The following is a 15708-nucleotide window of genomic DNA, read 5'->3' as shown; positions in this document are numbered from 1 at the left end:
GACTGACGGCTGGCTTGACATCCGGTGTGCTGCGAGCGGGACTTCCGCTCGCAGCACACCGCTGTATTTCACGGCACCGGCGCCGGAGCCGCCCGGCGCTCGTCATCCTCCGCGGCCCCCGCGAGCCGCTGCTGAAGCCGCAAGTGCCGGAACTCGTAGTGCGCGCCCGACTGGCGCAGCACCCCGCGCCGGTGGGCCTCTTCGAGGAAGGCCATAAGCCGCCACGGCGCGCGCCCGGTGACGGCCAGCCAGATCCGGGCCGTCCCGAGCCGGCCCCAGGCGCTCAGCGCGAGCGCGGACGTGCCGAGCGGCACCCATAGTTCGGTGTGCATGGTGCCCAGCGCGCCGCCGTTGCCGACGACCCGGATCAGCGCCAGGCAGACCCCGCCCGCGAGGACGGCGGCGATGGCGCTGCGTGCCGCGGTGGCGGCGCGGTCGGTGCGCAGGGTGCTCTGGGGGCCGGCGGCCCGGAGGGTGTCGGAGGGGGTGCTCAGGGCGCGGTAGACGCCTGAGGCGCAGCCTCCGATGGCACCGATCAGCACGCCGAATTCGGCGAGCGGGACCACGACGTCACCGATGACCTCCGGCGCGCTGCGGTACGCGAGCCACAGCCGGACGCCGTGCGGCAGTTCGGACACCACGTTCCAGGCGTCGGCAGGGGGACGGCCGGCCGTGATGAGCACCGGCCCGCCGCGCTCCATGCGGATGCGGACCGGCTGGTGGAAGGGTTCGGGCGTGCGCCCGTTGTACGCGATGTCGCCGTGGCGCGGTACGGCGAGCGGCTTGGTGTGCGGGCCTCGGGGCAGCAGCTCGCCCGCGTACGGCTTCCGGGAGTCGATGGTGCGGATGCCGTCGGGCGTCACCCGGGCGTACCAGCCGTCGATCCGCTGACCGTTCGTCAGTGTGGGAGCCGAGCGGACCTCGTACGCCGCGAGCGCGCCCACGATGCCTCCGACGACCGCGGAAACGCACACGCCGATGAGCGAGCAGACGAGGAACCCGCGCAGGAGACCGCTCGCGAAACCGCGGAGAACGGCGGCGGGGCCCGTGAACGGGGCGGCGGCCCGCTCCCCGTGGCGCAGTCCGGCCAGGAACAGGAGCAGCCCGGCCGCAAGGCAGGTCACGGCCGGTAGGACCAGCCGGACGGTCAGGAGGACCGGCCCGGCGACGGCGAGGCCACTCGCCAGCGCGCGGACGACCCCGAGGCCGCTCGCGCTGCCGGCCCACGGCAGGCCCAGCGGGGGCGGGCGCCGGGGCAGGCCGGCGACGGCGAAGAGCATGGAAAGGATCAGCCCGAAAGCACATCCGTTGAAGAACCAGGCGGGCCGGGGCGTGATCGCGTCCCCCAGCCTCAGGCCGAAGAGCGGCGGCGCCAGGAGGCCCGCCACCACGGCGAGGGGCGCGGCGACGGCGGTCAGCGTCACCGCCATGCGGGCCAATCGGCGCGGTCCTTGCGGCGTGTCCGCCCTTGCGGGCAGCAGGCAGGAGAATCCGCAGCACAGTCCCAGGAAGACGCCCGCGAGGTGAAGGACCATCGACAACGTGCTGTCCCAGTCGCCGACGACGCCCTTGCCGTACCAGGCCAGCGGCACCAGCAGCGCGGCCGTCGCGAGAAGCGCCGTCAATGCGGGACCGATCACGCGCAGCGCCCTCGGCATCGCGTCCGGCAGCTCCCACCAGGCGAGCCGCCACGTGCCGCGCCGGCGGTCGTGACCGTCCGGGGCGGGCCGGTTCGGGGCATGCCGGTGCGGGGTATGCCGGTGCGGGGCCCGGCCGTCCAGGTCGCGGGCGAGGCGGCGGAGCCAGCGGTGGGCCGCGTCCGGCCGCCAGGTGCTTCCGGGCTCGTCGCCGAAGGCCGCCGGAACGAAGGCCTCCAGCAGGTGTTCCTCGATGCTCTCCGCCGTGGGGAAGCGTGCCGCATCCAGGAGTTCGGCCGGGTCGCGGGAGGTGTCTCCGTAGACGGTGCGGGCCAGGGCCACCATCAGGGGCGTGCCCAGCACCTCGGCCAGCGGCCCGGGCGGCGCCTCCAGCACCGGTGTCCACGAGGTCGAGCCCCGGCCGTCCGGCCGTGCAGTGCGCTCCAGGTAGTGACGTGCCGTGTCGAAGTCGAGCCGTCGCAGCTCCACGACCTCAGCGGCGGTCAGGACGTCGCCGGCCTCTACGGCGCGGCTCCAGGCGGTGGTGCGGCAGGTGAGCAGGACGGGCAGCCGTTCGTCCAGCTCCCTGTTGAGCCGCCGCATCGCCTCGCCCTGCACCGGCGGGGGAAGCTCGTCGAAGCCGTCGAGCACGGGCAGGATGAGACCGGTCTGCAGCAGCTCGTAGGCCAGCATGTGGTCGCCGGCCGAGGCGGCCAGCGTGGGGTACTCCGCGGAGAGCCGTTCGGCCAGCCACGCCCGCAGGGTGAAGGCCTGCGGATCCCACCCGGCGAGCGGGAAAAGGACCGGCACCGGGCCGCCCGGCTGCCGGGCGGCGAGCATGCCCAGGACGAACTGCACGGCGAGGATGCTCTTCCCCGCCCCCGGCCCGCCCAGAACCACCAGCCGGCGCGACGGCACCGCCTCGTAGGCCTCGACGATCCGGCCGAGCTGCTGATCGTCGTCGCGCGGCGGGGGCACCGGTCCCCCGTGGACGTTGCTCTGGTGGTCGGCGAGCGGCGGGCCGACGCGGGACCAGCGGACGCGGAGCGGCGCCGGGTCCTGGAGCCGGCGCAGCTGCGCCTCCGCCGCCCACTGGCTGTGTACGGCTTCGGCGAGGGCGTCGGCAGGATGTACGGATTCGGCTCCATCGCCGGAGCCGTTCAGGAGATCGGCGGCGAAGGCGCACGCCGAGACCACGGCCGAGACCACGGAGATCCACGTCGCGGTCCCGGGGCTTTCGACGTCGCCCCGCCACAGCACGACGGCCAGCGTGACCAGAGCCGCGCAGGCCAGCCCCAGCCCGATGCGCCGTTGGACGCGCACGCGCACCCGGCGCAATGGCGCCCCCATAGGCTCCCACCCCCGCATCCGATTCCCGCCTGCTCCGGTGAACGGCTCCTACCCGCCCCGGGCCACCGGCACCTGAATCAGGTAACCCCTCCCCCACGGTCCCCGGGGCGGAATCGGCGGAAGGCCACCCGGCGGAGCGAACCGCCGCCGGAGCGAACCACTGCCGGAGCGAACACTGCCGGAGCGGATCATCGAGGCGCGGATCACCGCCGGAGCGGACCGCGGGCAGTGCGGATCACCGGCGAAGTGAAGCGCCGCCGGGGCGGATCGCCGACGGGCCCGATCACCGGGAGGTCCGATCACCGGCGTGGCCGATCGTCAGCCCCGCCCCGTCCCCCACCGCCCGGCCACCTCCGCCAGCGCCCGCACCGCCTTCGCCAACAGAGCGTCGTCGTCCCGTATCCGGCGGTTGTGCTCCACGTGCAGGAACGGCACGCCCACCTCCTCCGCGTCCTCGCCCTCCACGTTCGTGCGGCCCTCCAGGCGGCCGCAGTAGCGCTCCCAGACCTCGCAGACGCGCAGGCCCTGGGTGCGGTAGGCGGCGGCGAGGCGGACCGCGGAGGGGAGGCCCTCCTCGCCCTTGCCCGGGGAGACGACGACGTCGTGGTCGGGGAGGCTGCTGTCGGCGAAGCCGTGGACCTGGACGGCGGGGAGGCGGCGTTCGGCGAGGGCGCCTGCGACGGCGGCGAAGACGGAGTCGCGGCGGTGGGCGACGTCCGCGGAGTCGGGTCCGCCGCCGGAGTCCGCCGCGCGGTGGGCGCCGGCCAGGACGAGCACGCCGCCCGGGGTGCCGCGCAGGAGCCCGATGCCGAGCTGTTCGGTGCGCTGGTCGGCGGAGGGGTGCGGGACCTGGACCTGCCAGCGGACCGGTCCGCGCAGGTCCACGTAGACGCGGCCCCAGCCGCGCCGGACCTCGCCCTCCCGGGTGGCGTCGGCGATCTCCGCGTACCGGGTGCCGCCGCTGCTGTCGACGAGGGTGTGCACGGCGTATCCGACGCCGCCCAGCCGGCGCCCGGCCGCGGTGCGGTCCCCGTCGAGGAGGGCGCGGACGCCGTCGGCGACGGCGCGGCGCTCGCGCTCGGTGGGGATGCGGTAGCTGCCGTCGGCGGTGATGCCGTCGGTGTAGTCGGTGATGCGCCGGGCGAGGTCGACGGTGCCGGTGGGCTGGGGCGCGGCCCTGTGGGACCTGGTCGTGTCCTTACGGCCGTCCGCGTCCCCGTTCCCGTCCGCGGCCGACGGGCCACCGCAGCCGGCCGCCCCGGCCAGGGCCGGCACGCAGAGCACCAGGCAGAACAGCACCGCACGCACGCTGCGGACCGTGCGCACGCTGCGCGCGGTCTCCGGCTGGCTCGTCATGCCGGCAAAAGTACCCCGGAGCCGCACGCTTTCCCGCCTCTACTTCAACTGCACCCGATACACACGCACATGGGGTACATGTCGTCAAGATTTTGTCAATACTTTATCTTCCACTTAGAATTCTGCAGTTCCCGTCAGTCCATCCTGATGAGCGGCAAGCTGAACAAGGTATTCCGCCGTCCCGGGCAGCAATGCCGTGCCGCGGCCGAAAGGAATACCCAGGAATGCCGCCCACCGCTCCGCGCGGCGCGCGTCGGCGCAAGATACGCCGGCGCGCCGACATGCCCCTGCTCGGCGGCGCCCGCCCGCCGATCGCCGCGCTCCTGGCGCTGCTGCTGCTGGTGGCGGGGGCGACCGCCCTGGTACTGGGCGACCACGACCGGGCCGCCGCCGACAAGGCCGTGCTCAGCTCGCAGCAGCGGGTGGCGGAGGACGGCGCGCTCGCGCTGCGGGCCTCCCTGGACGAGAGCGTCACCGATCTCCAGCGCGCCGCCGCGCTGTTCACGGGGCCCGAGGCCGTACCGGCCGACACCGTCCTGGACAAGCTCGGCAAGGTCTACAACAAATGGCGCGGCCTCGCGGTCATCGACCCCGCCGGGGGCGGCCTCCTCGCCGCACGCGGCGAAACGATCCCGCTGGCCGACGTCCTCAAGGACGGATCGAACAAATCCGCCAAGAGCGGAGACAACGGAGACAAAGGCGGCGACAAGGACGGCGGCCTCGCGCCCCGGCTCGTGAAGCTCCCCTCCGGCGAGACCCGCATGCTCGTCACCGCCGCCCTGCGCGACGGCGGCAAACTGCGGCTGCTCGTCGCCTCCGGCACCCTCAACGTGCCGGGGATCTCCACCGGCGAGAACCGCTCCCTGCTCGTCGTCGACTCCGCCGGCACGTTCCTCGCCAAGGACGGCCCCTCGATCACCCGCACGGCGTGGGCCAAGCGCGCCGCGAAGACGGCCGCCGCGGCCTTCGGCAAGATCCCCGAGCCCGGCGGCCACCCGGGCGCCAGTGGCCACCTCATGGGCGGCTCGGGCAAGGCGCACCGCACCGCCGTGGGCTACGCGGCGGCGGGCCGCTCCCCCGGCGAGAGCAGCCCCGCGGGCGGCCTCGGCCTGTCGGTGGTCACCTCCGTCAAGGTCACCGAGGACGCCAAGGCGGTACGCACCCAGGCCTTCGGGCTGGTGGCCGCCGCCGTGCTGCTCGTCCTCGCCGTGCTCGTCACCTGGATCCTGGTCCGTACCGTCCAGCGCCCGCTGATCCAGCTGTACCTGGAGAGCCGCAGGATCGGCCGCGGCGAGCTCGACCGGCCGGTGCGCAAGTTCCGCGGCCGCGAACCGGCCCGGATCGGCGCCGCCCTGGAGAGCCTGCGCGGCCAGCTGCTCGGCGGGCGGCCCACCCGCACCGGCCGGGCGCGCGGCGGCTTCGGCACCCGCGCCACCGTCATCGTCTGCGGCGTCGTCCTGCTCGCCTGGGCCGCACCGCTCCTGCTGCTCCTCAACCGCGCCGGCAGCGGCGTGACCGTGCCCAAGCAGCTCGTCGAGGACCAGCGCCGGCGTACGGACACCGCCGCCGACCGCGTCCGCAAGGCGCTCAACGAGGGCTGGGCCGACGTCGCCTCCGTCGCGCAGATCGTCGGAGCGGGCGGCGGCAAGGACGACGCCGGCGACAAGGCCGTCCTGCAGACGACGCTGCGCGAACACCCCCGCTACCGCGCCGTCTACGTCCTCGACGCCGACGGCAAGGTCCTCACCCGCGCCGGGGCCTCCCCGCGCCATCCCGGCGGCCGGAAGCCGTACCCGGACTCCGTCGCCCAGCTCAACACCTCGGGCAAGGAACCGGCGGTCGCCGCGTACGCGGCCGTGCCCGGCGGCAAGGGCCGCACCGTCGTCGGCGAGTACGACCCGCAGTTCCTGATCTCCATGGTCACCCGGCCCGGCCTCGGCCAGGTCTGGCTGGTGGACGACAAGCACCGCGTCCTCGCCGCCGACCGGCAGCACGGCTTCCGCGCTTTCTCGAAGCTGCCCGGCCGGCACCTGGACACCCTCGCGGTCAAGGCGCGCAAGGCCAGCAACGGCACCGCGCTGCTGCACCGCACCGCAGACGGCTCCTCCTTGGCGGCCGCTGCGCCCTTCACCGGCGGCGGAGCGGTCCGCGACCTCGGCTGGCAGGTCGTCAGCGAACAGCCGGCGTCCTGGCTGGAGCTGCCCGAGTACACCGCGCAGCGGCACACCATGCTCGCCGGCCTGCTCGGCGTCACCGCCGCCGTGGCCTGCCTGGGCTGGCTGCACATCCTCGTGATCCGCCCGCTGCGCACGCTCGCAGGGCAGGCCGAGGCGCTGGCCGCCGGCGACCGCAAGACCGTGCTGTTCCCGCAGCACCACGACGAGGCGGGCGCGGTCGTCCGCAACCTCGAACTGATCCGGCAGCAACTGACCCATGCCCAGAAGCAGCCGGCGCGCCCCTCCGGAAGGAACTGACCCGGTGCTCTTCCTCTACACGGTCCTGGTGATCTGCTGTGCGATCGTCCTGGTCGCGGGCGTCGTCGAGCAGCGCCGCCACTTCACCAACCTGGACATGATCCCCACCCGGGTACTGATCAACGGCATCCGCGGCAAGAGCTCCATCACCCGGCTGTGCGCGGGCGCGCTGCGCGGCGGCGGCCTGGTCACGGTCGCCAAGACCACCGGCACCGCGGCGCGCTTCATCCACCCGGACGCCACCGAGGAGCCCGTCTACCGCAAGTTCGGCATCGCCAACGTCGTGGAGCAGATCGGCATCGTGCGGCGCGCCGCCGCGTACCGCCCGCACGCGCTCGTCATCGAGTGCATGGCCGTCATGCCGGCCCTGCAGGAGGTCAACCAGACCAAGCTGATCCGCTCCACGATCGGCGTGCTGTGCAACGTCCGCGAGGACCACCTGGCGGAGATGGGCCCCACCCTGGACGACGTGGCCCGCTCGCTGAGCCGGTCGATGCCGCACGGCGGTATCTGCGTCACCGCCGAGCGCGACCGGCTGGACATCCTGCGCGAAGAGGCCGCCAAGCGGGACTGCCGGCTGATCGCCGTGGACCCGGAGACCGTCACCGACGCCGAGCTGCGGGGCTTCAGCTGGTTCACGTTCAAGGAGAACGTGGCCATCGCCCTGGCCGTCGCCGAGCTCCTCGGCGTCGAGCGGGCCACCGCGCTGCAGGGCATGTACGACGCGCCGCCGGACCCCGGCGTGCTCTCCGTAGAGCGCTACCTCACCCCCGAGGGCATGCCGTTCCGCTTCGCCAACATCTTCGCGGCCAACGACCCCGAGTCGACGCTGATGAACGTCGAGCAGCTGCTGAGCCTGGGCGCGGTCGAGCGCCCCTTGCACGTCCTCATCAACTGCCGCCCGGACCGCGTCGAGCGCAACGGGCAGATGGGCGAGCTGATCCCCCGCCTCGAACCGGAATCGGTCTTCCTGATCGGCCACCCGACGAAGAGCGCCGCCGACGCGATCCCCGCCGAGTGGCGCTCGCGCATTGTCGACCTCGGCGGTGACCGCCGCGACGCCGCCGAGCTCGAAGAGGAGATCCTCGGCCGGCTCGGCCCGGGCGCCTCGCTCGTGGCCATCGGCAACATCCACGGCCAGGGCGAGCTGCTGCTGGAGCGGCTCGCCGGACTGCCCGCGGACGAGACGTCGCAGACGCAGCGGGCGGAGGAGCCGCCGCAGCAGCAGCCGGAGCCCCCGGTGTACGTCCCGACCTACATTGATCCCACAGGAGACTTCCGTTGATCCCCGCCGTCCTCACCCCGGAGATCGCCGCCATCGGGATCGCCCTCGGCCTGCTGTTCTCCCTGGTCTGCTACCTCACGACCAACCTCTCCCCCGGCGGCATGATCACCCCGGGCTGGCTGGCCCTCACCCTCGTCGAGAGCCTGCAGCGCGCCGCCATGGTCGTCGGCATCACCGTCCTGACGTACCTGGCCACCCTGCTGCTGCAGCGCTACGTGATCCTCTACGGCAAGCGGCTGTTCGCGGCGGTCGTCCTGACCGGCGTGGTGCTGCAGGCGACGCTCCACGTCATCCTGCAGCAGCAGTTCCCGCTGATGTACGCCAACCAGACGCTGGGCTTCATCGTCCCCGGCCTGATCGCCTACCAGCTCGTGCGCCAGCCGCGCGGCGCGACCCTGCTGGCCACCGGCACCGTCTCGCTCGCCAACTACGTCGTCCTGACCGCCGGCATCCTGCTGGGCTTCATGCCCACCGCCTGAGCCTTCCCGACCCCACGGAGCGCAGCCCCATGACGAAGGACCGGAGCAAGGGCCCGAAGAAGGGCCCGAAGAAGGGCCTGACCGGCCGCCACGCCGTCCACACCCTGGTCGTGCTCGGCCTGCTCGGCACCAGCGCGTACCTCACGGTGGAGCTGCGCGAGAAGCAGGACACCACCGCGCCGCCGGTGGCGTCCGTCTCCGACGCCGGAGGGACGACCGGCAGCAAGCCGGCCTCCGGGGAACGCCGCTTCGAGCGGCTGGCCAACCCCGCCCGCACCGTCGTGCGCGCGGCCGACGGCGGGGTGCTCGCCACCTTCACCGACGGCGCCCGCACCGCCGTCCTCACCGGCGCGAGCCGCACCTTCACCGAGCCCAAGTACACCTCGGCCAAGGTCACCACGGACAGCTGGGTGCGGCTGCTGCCGGAGGCGTGGAAGGAGGGCTCCGAGAAGGCCGCCTGGTTCAAGGACTGGTTCAGCAAGTCCCTGGGCAGCAAGGACCCCGACGTCTTCGCCTTCGCCATGGAGTACCTCGAGGGCGCCCCGCAGAAGAAGGACGCACAAGGCGTCCCGTACTCCGGCGACGCCCAGTTCGGCCCCCTGAACCCCAACGGGACCGCGGCCGGCGACCTCCGCCTGGAACAGTCCGACTTCTACGACTACCTGGGCATCCCCTACCGCTTCCGCGACGGCACCGTCGAGCGGCCCGAGCCGGCGCGCTTCCGGGCCATGGACTGCTCGGGCTTCATCCGGACCGTCTTCGGCTACCGGGCCCGCTACCCGCTGATGGCCAAAGACGTCAAGGGCGACGGCCTGCCCCGCACCGCCAACGGCATGGCACGGCTCTCCCCCGGCGTACCGGTCCTGGAACTGACCGGCAAGCGCCCCGAGGCCACGGACCGGCTGCAGCCGGGCGACCTGGTCTTCTTCGACATCGACAAGCGCACCGGGGACCGCCTGGACCACGTCGGCATCTACATGGGCCTCGACACCGACGGCAAACCCCGCTTCATCTCCAGCCGCGAAGAGGCCAACGGCCCCACCTTCGGCGACAAGGGCGGCACGGCCCGCCTGGACGGCAACGGCTTCTACGCGGCGGGGCTGCGGAGCGCGAAGCGGTTGTAAGCAGCCGCCGACCCTGCACAATTCGAGCCCGTCCGGCGTTTGAGGACGAGCGCGTTCAGCGCGATACAGGGGCCCGGGGGCGTGCCCCCGGTTCGGGAAGGGGCGGGTAGGGGAGAAGCCCCCGCCCCCTAGACCCGCTGCCAGGGCCCGAGTGCCAGCCCCGGCACGTCGGCCCGCTGCCGAGCCACCCGCAAGTGACCATCCATACCCAGCACCGCCACTGTGACACGCCCCGCCGCGTCCAGGGCCAGCGCCGGCGCGCCGGCGAACTCCTCCCCCGTCTCCGACCACTGCGCGGCCAGCACCTCGTCCCCGCTGGGGCACACGGCGACGGCCGGCAGCCCGGAAGCCGCCCGCTGGGCCAGCACCGTGCACTCATGGCCGTCGAGAACGGCGTGCAGCACGGCGACCGCTCCGCTGCCGGTGCCGCCGACCGAGGCGGTGGCGGGCTCGGCGTCGGTGTCGGCGTCGCCGCCGGCCTCACCGGCAACGGCCTCCGGCGCCAGCGTCTGCAGCTCCCCGTCGACCGCGTCCCGCCAGAAGTGGGTGACCCGGTCGTCGCCGGTGACCCCGGCCGTCGCCGAGCAAGCGCCCGGCTTGGCCGGGACGTTGCGTACGCGCCGCACGGGGCCGCCGGGCTGTTCCTGGCGCCAGCGCAGGACGAACTCGCTCGCGGGGGCGAGCAGTTCGATGCGCCCCGACGGCGTGGCGGAAGCGGTCAGGCCGTCGAGGACGTGGCTGCCCTTCATGTCGGTCCAAGGGCCCCAGATGCCGCGGGCGTCCTGCCGGCGGCCGCAGACGCCGCCGCCGGAGTTGCGGACGAAGACCTGCAGGCCGACGGAGTCGACGGCGGCGGTGGGGACGCCGAGCTGGGCGGAGCGCGCCCGGTCGGGGCCGTGGGGCGAGCCGAGCGAGCGCCAGTTCGTGGGCGGGCGGCCGGGCTGGAACTGGGTGGCGTACACGATGTCGGTGTCGATCTCGCCCGCATCGGTCTCGCGCTGCCGCACGCCGACGAGGAACACGTAGCCCTGCGGGCTCTGCGCTATGGACAGGCACGGCTCCAGGCCGGGCACCGCGAGCAGCTCCGGGCCCGTCCACTGCGGGCCGCCGGGCCGGGTCTCGGTCCAGCGCACGACACCGCCCTCGGCCGGTGCGTAGGCCGTCAGACGGCCGTCGCTCCCCCTCAGTAGCCAGCCGGTGACCGGGGTGGCCGTACGCACTGCCATGACTCGCTGCCAGCCTTTCTCGCATTCGGCCTCGGTCGCGCTGCGCTCGGAGCCCGTTTGTCGACCCTCGACAATAACATCGTGGCCGGTCAGGGCCTCCGCCCGCAGTTGGCGTGCGAGGCTGTGGGCATGAGTGACCTCCTCCCCGTTCTCCTGGTCGTGGACTCCGCGAACGTCGTCGGCTCGGTGCCGGACGGCTGGTGGCGCGACCGCCTCGGGGCGGCGATACGGCTCCGCGACCGTATCGCCGCCTACGCGGCGGCCGGGGAACGGACGCTGTTCACGGGCGCGCCGGAGATCGTCCTGGTGGTCGAGGGGGCCGCGCGGGGCGTCGGGCCGGTGCCGGGCGTGCGCGTCGAGCGGGCCGTCGGCAGCGGCGACGACAAGATCGTCGAGGTGGTGGCGGCGCGGGCGCAGGGGCGCCCCTGCGTGGTCGTCACGGCCGACCGTGAGCTGCGGGCACGCGTCACGGCCCTGGGCGCGGAGGTCGCCGGGCCGAGCCTGCTCCGGCCGTAGGCCGGACATGCCCCGAGACCCCGAGACCCCGAGACCCCGAGACTCCGGGGCACGAAGCCCCGGCATTCCCGGCATCCCCCGCAGGGCTACGGCACCCGGCTGTGCTGCCGCCCGTACACGAAGTAGACGACGACGCCGACGGCCATCCACACGGCGAACCGCAGCCACGTCTCGGCCGTCAGATTGAGCATCAGCCACAGCGAGGACAGGACCGACAGGAGGGGCACCGCGGGCACGAGCGGGGTGCGGAAGGCCCGGGGCAGGTCGGGCCGTGTGCGGCGGAGGATGACGACGCCGAGGGCCACGACGACGAACGCGAAGAGCGTGCCGATGTTGACGAGTTCGGCGAGGACGTCGATCGAGGTGAAGCCCGCGAGCACGGCCACGACCACACCGAGCAGGATCGTGGACCGGTAAGGCGTGCCGTAGTGCGGGTGGACTCGGGAGAAGATCCTCGGCAGCAGCCCGTCGCGGCTCATCGCGAAGAACACCCGGCTCTGGCCGAGCAGCAGGATCATGCAGACGGTCGTGAGGCCGACGGCCGCGCCGAAGCTGATGAGCCCGGCCCAGAACGGGTGCCCGGTGGCCTTGAAGGCGTCGGCGAGGGGCGCGTCCGTGGACAGCTCGGTGTACTTCTGCATGCCGGTGACGACGACGGACACGGCCACGTAGAGCAGCGTGCAGATGGCGAGGGAGCCGAGGATACCGCGCGGCACGTCGCGCTGGGGGTTGCGGGTCTCCTCGGCGGCGGTGGCGACGATGTCGAAGCCGATGAAGGCGAAGAAGACGACGGCGGCGGCCGAGAAGATGCCCATGATGCCGAAGTTCGACGGGGAGAAGCCGAACATGAGCTGGACGAGCGGGGCCTGGATGTCGCTGCCGGCCGTGGTGCCCTGGGAGTCCGGGATGAACGGCTCGTAGTTGGAGCCGGTGATGAAGAAGGCCCCGACGATGATCACGATCAGGACGACGGTGACCTTGATCGCGACCACGACGGCCGTCACGCGCGAGGACAGCTTCATGCCGAGGACGAGGATCGCCGTCAGCACCAGGACGAGGATGCAGGCGAGGAGGTCGAAGCCGAAGCGGCCGTCGTGCGTGCCCTCCAGGACGGTGGGCAGGTGCCAGCCCGCGTTGTCCATCAGGGAGCGGATGTAGCCGGACCAGCCGACGGAGACGACGGCGCAGCCCAGCGCCAGCTCCAGGATCAGGTCCCAGCCGATGATCCAGGCGGGCAGCTCGCCGAGGGAGGCGTAGGAGAACGTGTACGCGGAGCCGGCGACCGGCACGGTGGAGGCGAACTCGGCGTAGCACAGCGCCGCGAGCCCGCAGACGATGCCGGCGAGGACGAAGGCCAGTGCCACCGACGGGCCGGCGTTCTCCTTGGCGACCTTGCCGGTGAGGACGAAGATGCCGGTGCCGATGACGACACCGACGCCGAAGACCGTCAGGTCGAGGGCGGTGAGGGACTTCTTGAGGGCGTGCTCGGGCTCCTCGGTGTCCCGGATGGACTGCTCCACCGTCTTGGTCCGGAAGACACCGCGCTTGCCGCGGGGCTCCCCGAGAGGTTGCTGTTCGCTCGTGCTCATCGGCCCACCTCCACCTGTCCACCTGCTCGCGTGCTCACCATGACGTGCTCACCATGAACTGAGCGAGTGTCCGCGATGATCCGGGCCGGGCAGGGGCCTGACCGGCCGCCCTCAACAGGATTCACCCGATGGGATGCACCGGTCCATATGCAGACGGACCGGTCGGACCACCCGGATAGGGGGTCCGACCGGTCCGTGAGGAGCGGTGACCGCGCCCCGTAAGGGGCACGGGGAACTGTGCCCGTAAGGGGCGCGGGGAACCGCGCGACCAGCCACGCACGGCCCGCAGCCGAGCGGACCGCAGATCGAGCGCAGAGCGCTCAGTCGCGCGCGGGCTCCGCAGCGGCCTCGGCGGCCTCAGGGCCCGCCACGGGCGCCTCGGGGACGTCCTCGAGCCGCCCGTCGAGCTTGGCGACGAGCCCGGTCACCTGGCGGGCGATGTCCGGCGCGGTCAGCCCGATCTCGGCCATGACCTCCTTGCGGGAGGCGTGGTCGAGGAAGCGCGGCGGGATGCCGAAGTCGCGCAGCGGCAGGTCCACGCCGGCGTCGCGCAGCGCCTGCGCGACCGCCGAGCCGACGCCGCCGACGCGGCCGTTGTCCTCGACGGTGACGACGACGCGGTGCTCGGCGGCCAGGCCCGGCAGCGCCTCGTCGACGGGCTTGACCCAGCGCGGGTCGACCACGGTCGTGGAGATGCCCTGCTTGTCGAGGAGGTCGGCGATCTCCAGGCACATCGGGGCGAGCGCGCCGACGGAGACGAGGAGGACGTCCGGCCGTACGACGTCCTCGGCGGGGCGGCGCAGCACGTCCATGCCGCCGATGGTGCCGACGGCCTCGACGGCCGGGCCGACGGTGCCCTTGGAGTAGCGGACGACGGTGGGGGCGTCCGTGACCTCGACGGCCTCGCGCAGCTGGGCGCGGACCTGGTCGGCGTCGCGCGGGGCGGCGATCCGCAGGCCGGGGACGACCTGCAGGATCGACATGTCCCACATGCCGTTGTGCGAGGCGCCGTCGTCGCCGGTGACGCCGGCGCGGTCCAGGACGAAGGTGACGCCGCACTTGTGCAGGGCGACGTCCATCAGCACCTGGTCGAAGGCGCGGTTGAGGAACGTGGCGTAGACGGCGAAGACCGGGTGCAGACCGCCGGTGGCCAGGCCGGCCGCGGAGGTGGCCGCGTGCTGCTCGGCGATCCCGACGTCGTAGACGCGCTCGGGGAAGGCCTTGGCGAACTTGCCGAGGCCGACCGGCTGCATCATGGCCGCCGTGATGGCGACGATGTCCTCGCGCTCCTTGCCGAGCTCGACCATCTCGTCGGCGAAGACGGAGGTCCAGCTGGCGCCGGAGGAGGCGACGGGCAGGCCGGTGTCGGGGTGGATCGCGCCGATGCCGTGGAAGCGGTCCGCCTCGTTCTGCTCGGCGTGCTTGTAGCCGCGGCCCTTCTGGGTCAGGCAGTGCACGAGGACGGGGCCGCCGAAGCGCTTGGCGCGCTGCAGGGCGGACTCCAGGGCCTCGATGTCGTGGCCGTCGATCGGGCCGACGTACTTCAGGCCCAGGTCCTCGAACATGCCCTGCGGGGCGATGAAGTCCTTCAGGCCCTTCTTCGCGCCGTGCAGCGTCTCGTACAGCGGCTTGCCGACGACCGGAGTGCGCTCGAGGATGTCCTTGCCGCGGGCCAGGAAGCGCTCGTAGCCGTCCGTGGTGCGCAGGGTGGCCAGGTGGTTGGCGAGGCCGCCGATGGTGGGCTCGTAGGAGCGCTCGTTGTCGTTGACGACGATCACGAGCGGCCGGTCCTTGGCGACGGCGATGTTGTTCAGCGCCTCCCAGGCCATGCCGCCGGTGAGTGCGCCGTCACCGATGACCGCGACGACGTGGTCGTCCTTGCCCAGGACCTGGTTGGCCTTGGCGAGGCCGTCGGCCCAGCCGAGCACGGTCGAGGCGTGGCTGTTCTCGATGACGTCGTGGGCGGACTCGGCGCGCGAGGGGTAGCCCGACAGGCCGTCCTTGGCGCGCAGCTTCGAGAAGTCCTGGCGGCCGGTGAGCAGCTTGTGCACGTACGCCTGGTGCCCGGTGTCGAAGAGGACCTTGTCCTTCGGCGAGTCGAAGACCCGGTGAAGGGCGATGGTGAGCTCGACCACGCCGAGGTTGGGCCCGAGGTGTCCGCCGGTCTTGGAGACGGCGCCGACGAGGAAGGTGCGGATCTCCGCGGCGAGCCGGTCGAGCTGCTCCGGGCTGAGCCGGTCCAGGTCGCGCGGTTCCCTGATGCGGGTCAGCAGGGCCACCCGTGCCTCCTCTTCGTCGAGCTGTCGGCTTGTAGAACGTGTAGAAGTCTTGAGGAACCTCTAGATCCGTCGAGTCTAATGTTCCGCCCGCGGTGGCGATGAACGGGTGATGCGACCTGAGTCACCCGACCGGACGCATGAGCGACCGACGACACGGCAAAACGCCTCATAGGGCACGGTCCGGGCGGGTCGACGAAGACCGGACGGACGACTCGTACGTACGACTGTATGACGACCGGCAACCGGGCGGCCCGGGCGAAGTCCCTGCGGCTCGGCCGCGCCCTGAAACCCGGCAAAGGGGCGGGGGAAACCGAAGTCCACTGCGGCTCGGCGCGCCCTGAAACCCTGGCAAAGGGGCGCGGGGAATCGAAGTCCACTGCGGCTCGGCCGCGC

The 15708-nt window shown here is 72.9% G+C and carries 10 protein-coding genes; 5 read left to right on the top strand and 5 right to left on the bottom strand.

From position 1 onward, the window contains the following. Positions 1-68: 68 nt before the first annotated feature. Positions 69-2987, bottom strand: a complete 2919-nt coding sequence (locus FGW37_RS25040) for an NACHT domain-containing protein (protein WP_179083101.1) — start codon at positions 2985-2987, stop codon at positions 69-71. Between the two features lie 318 nt (positions 2988-3305). Then, positions 3306-4343 (bottom strand): hypothetical protein, encoded by a 1038-nt coding sequence (locus tag FGW37_RS25035; RefSeq protein WP_179083100.1) that lies wholly within the window; start codon positions 4341-4343, stop codon positions 3306-3308. Positions 4344-4567: 224 nt separating this feature from the next. Here FGW37_RS25035 and FGW37_RS25030 point away from each other — a divergent pair, with 224 nt between their 5' ends. The 4 genes from FGW37_RS25030 to FGW37_RS25015 are packed head-to-tail and all read left to right on the top strand — an operon-like array spanning position 4568 to position 9705. Next, entirely contained in the window at positions 4568-6817 is a 2250-nt protein-coding gene (locus tag FGW37_RS25030) for a HAMP domain-containing protein (RefSeq protein ID WP_246430541.1), read from the top strand. 4 nt (positions 6818-6821) lie between these two features. Next, positions 6822-8102, top strand: a complete 1281-nt coding sequence (gene pgsB, locus FGW37_RS25025) for a poly-gamma-glutamate synthase PgsB (RefSeq protein ID WP_179083099.1) — start codon at positions 6822-6824, stop codon at positions 8100-8102. Further along, the gene (locus FGW37_RS25020; RefSeq protein WP_179083098.1) at positions 8099-8581 is read left to right on the top strand and encodes a poly-gamma-glutamate biosynthesis protein PgsC/CapC; all 483 of its coding nucleotides are present in this window, start codon (positions 8099-8101) and stop codon (positions 8579-8581) included. Before pgsB ends, FGW37_RS25020 begins: the two co-directional genes overlap by 4 nt. A 29-nt stretch (positions 8582-8610) precedes the next feature. Next, on the top strand, positions 8611-9705 hold the full coding sequence (locus FGW37_RS25015; RefSeq protein WP_179083097.1) for a C40 family peptidase: 1095 nt from the start codon (positions 8611-8613) through the stop codon (positions 9703-9705). A 128-nt stretch (positions 9706-9833) separates the two neighbouring features. Here the strand turns inward: FGW37_RS25015 and FGW37_RS25010 are convergent, their stop codons facing one another. Continuing rightward, positions 9834-10931 carry a PLL family lectin gene (locus tag FGW37_RS25010; protein WP_179083096.1) on the bottom strand — a complete coding sequence of 366 codons (1098 nt, stop codon included), beginning with the start codon at positions 10929-10931 and terminating at the stop codon, positions 9834-9836. A 129-nt stretch (positions 10932-11060) separates the two neighbouring features. Between FGW37_RS25010 and FGW37_RS25005 the strand changes: the two genes are divergently transcribed. Further along, positions 11061-11447, top strand: coding sequence for a PIN domain-containing protein (locus FGW37_RS25005; protein WP_179083095.1), 387 nt, complete (start codon positions 11061-11063; stop codon positions 11445-11447). A gap of 86 nt (positions 11448-11533) precedes the next feature. Here FGW37_RS25005 and FGW37_RS25000 read toward each other — a convergent pair whose 3' ends face one another. Further along, positions 11534-13036: an amino acid permease gene (locus FGW37_RS25000; protein WP_179083094.1), complete on the bottom strand. Its 1503-nt coding sequence runs from the start codon at positions 13034-13036 to the stop codon at positions 11534-11536. A 320-nt stretch (positions 13037-13356) separates the two neighbouring features. After that, the gene (gene dxs, locus FGW37_RS24995; RefSeq protein ID WP_179083093.1) at positions 13357-15315 is read right to left on the bottom strand and encodes a 1-deoxy-D-xylulose-5-phosphate synthase; all 1959 of its coding nucleotides are present in this window, start codon (positions 15313-15315) and stop codon (positions 13357-13359) included. Positions 15316-15708: the final 393 nt, after the last annotated feature.

Origin of the sequence: Streptomyces rectiverticillatus (genome assembly GCF_013394065.1) — a bacterium.
GTDB classification, from domain to species: domain Bacteria; phylum Actinomycetota; class Actinomycetes; order Streptomycetales; family Streptomycetaceae; genus Streptomyces; species Streptomyces rectiverticillatus.
This window is presented reverse-complemented; position numbering and strand designations above follow the sequence as displayed.

Coding starts and splice junctions, on each gene's coding strand:
- FGW37_RS25040 (WP_179083101.1), bottom strand. CDS start 2,987: ATGGGGGCGCCATTGCGCCGGGTGCGCGTGCGCGTCCAACGGCGCATC.
- FGW37_RS25035 (WP_179083100.1), bottom strand. CDS start 4,343: ATGACGAGCCAGCCGGAGACCGCGCGCAGCGTGCGCACGGTCCGCAGC.
- FGW37_RS25030 (WP_246430541.1), top strand. CDS start 4,568: ATGCCGCCCACCGCTCCGCGCGGCGCGCGTCGGCGCAAGATACGCCGG.
- FGW37_RS25015 (WP_179083097.1), top strand. CDS start 8,611: ATGACGAAGGACCGGAGCAAGGGCCCGAAGAAGGGCCCGAAGAAGGGC.
- FGW37_RS25010 (WP_179083096.1), bottom strand. CDS start 10,931: ATGGCAGTGCGTACGGCCACCCCGGTCACCGGCTGGCTACTGAGGGGG.
- FGW37_RS25005 (WP_179083095.1), top strand. CDS start 11,061: ATGAGTGACCTCCTCCCCGTTCTCCTGGTCGTGGACTCCGCGAACGTC.
- FGW37_RS25000 (WP_179083094.1), bottom strand. CDS start 13,036: ATGAGCACGAGCGAACAGCAACCTCTCGGGGAGCCCCGCGGCAAGCGC.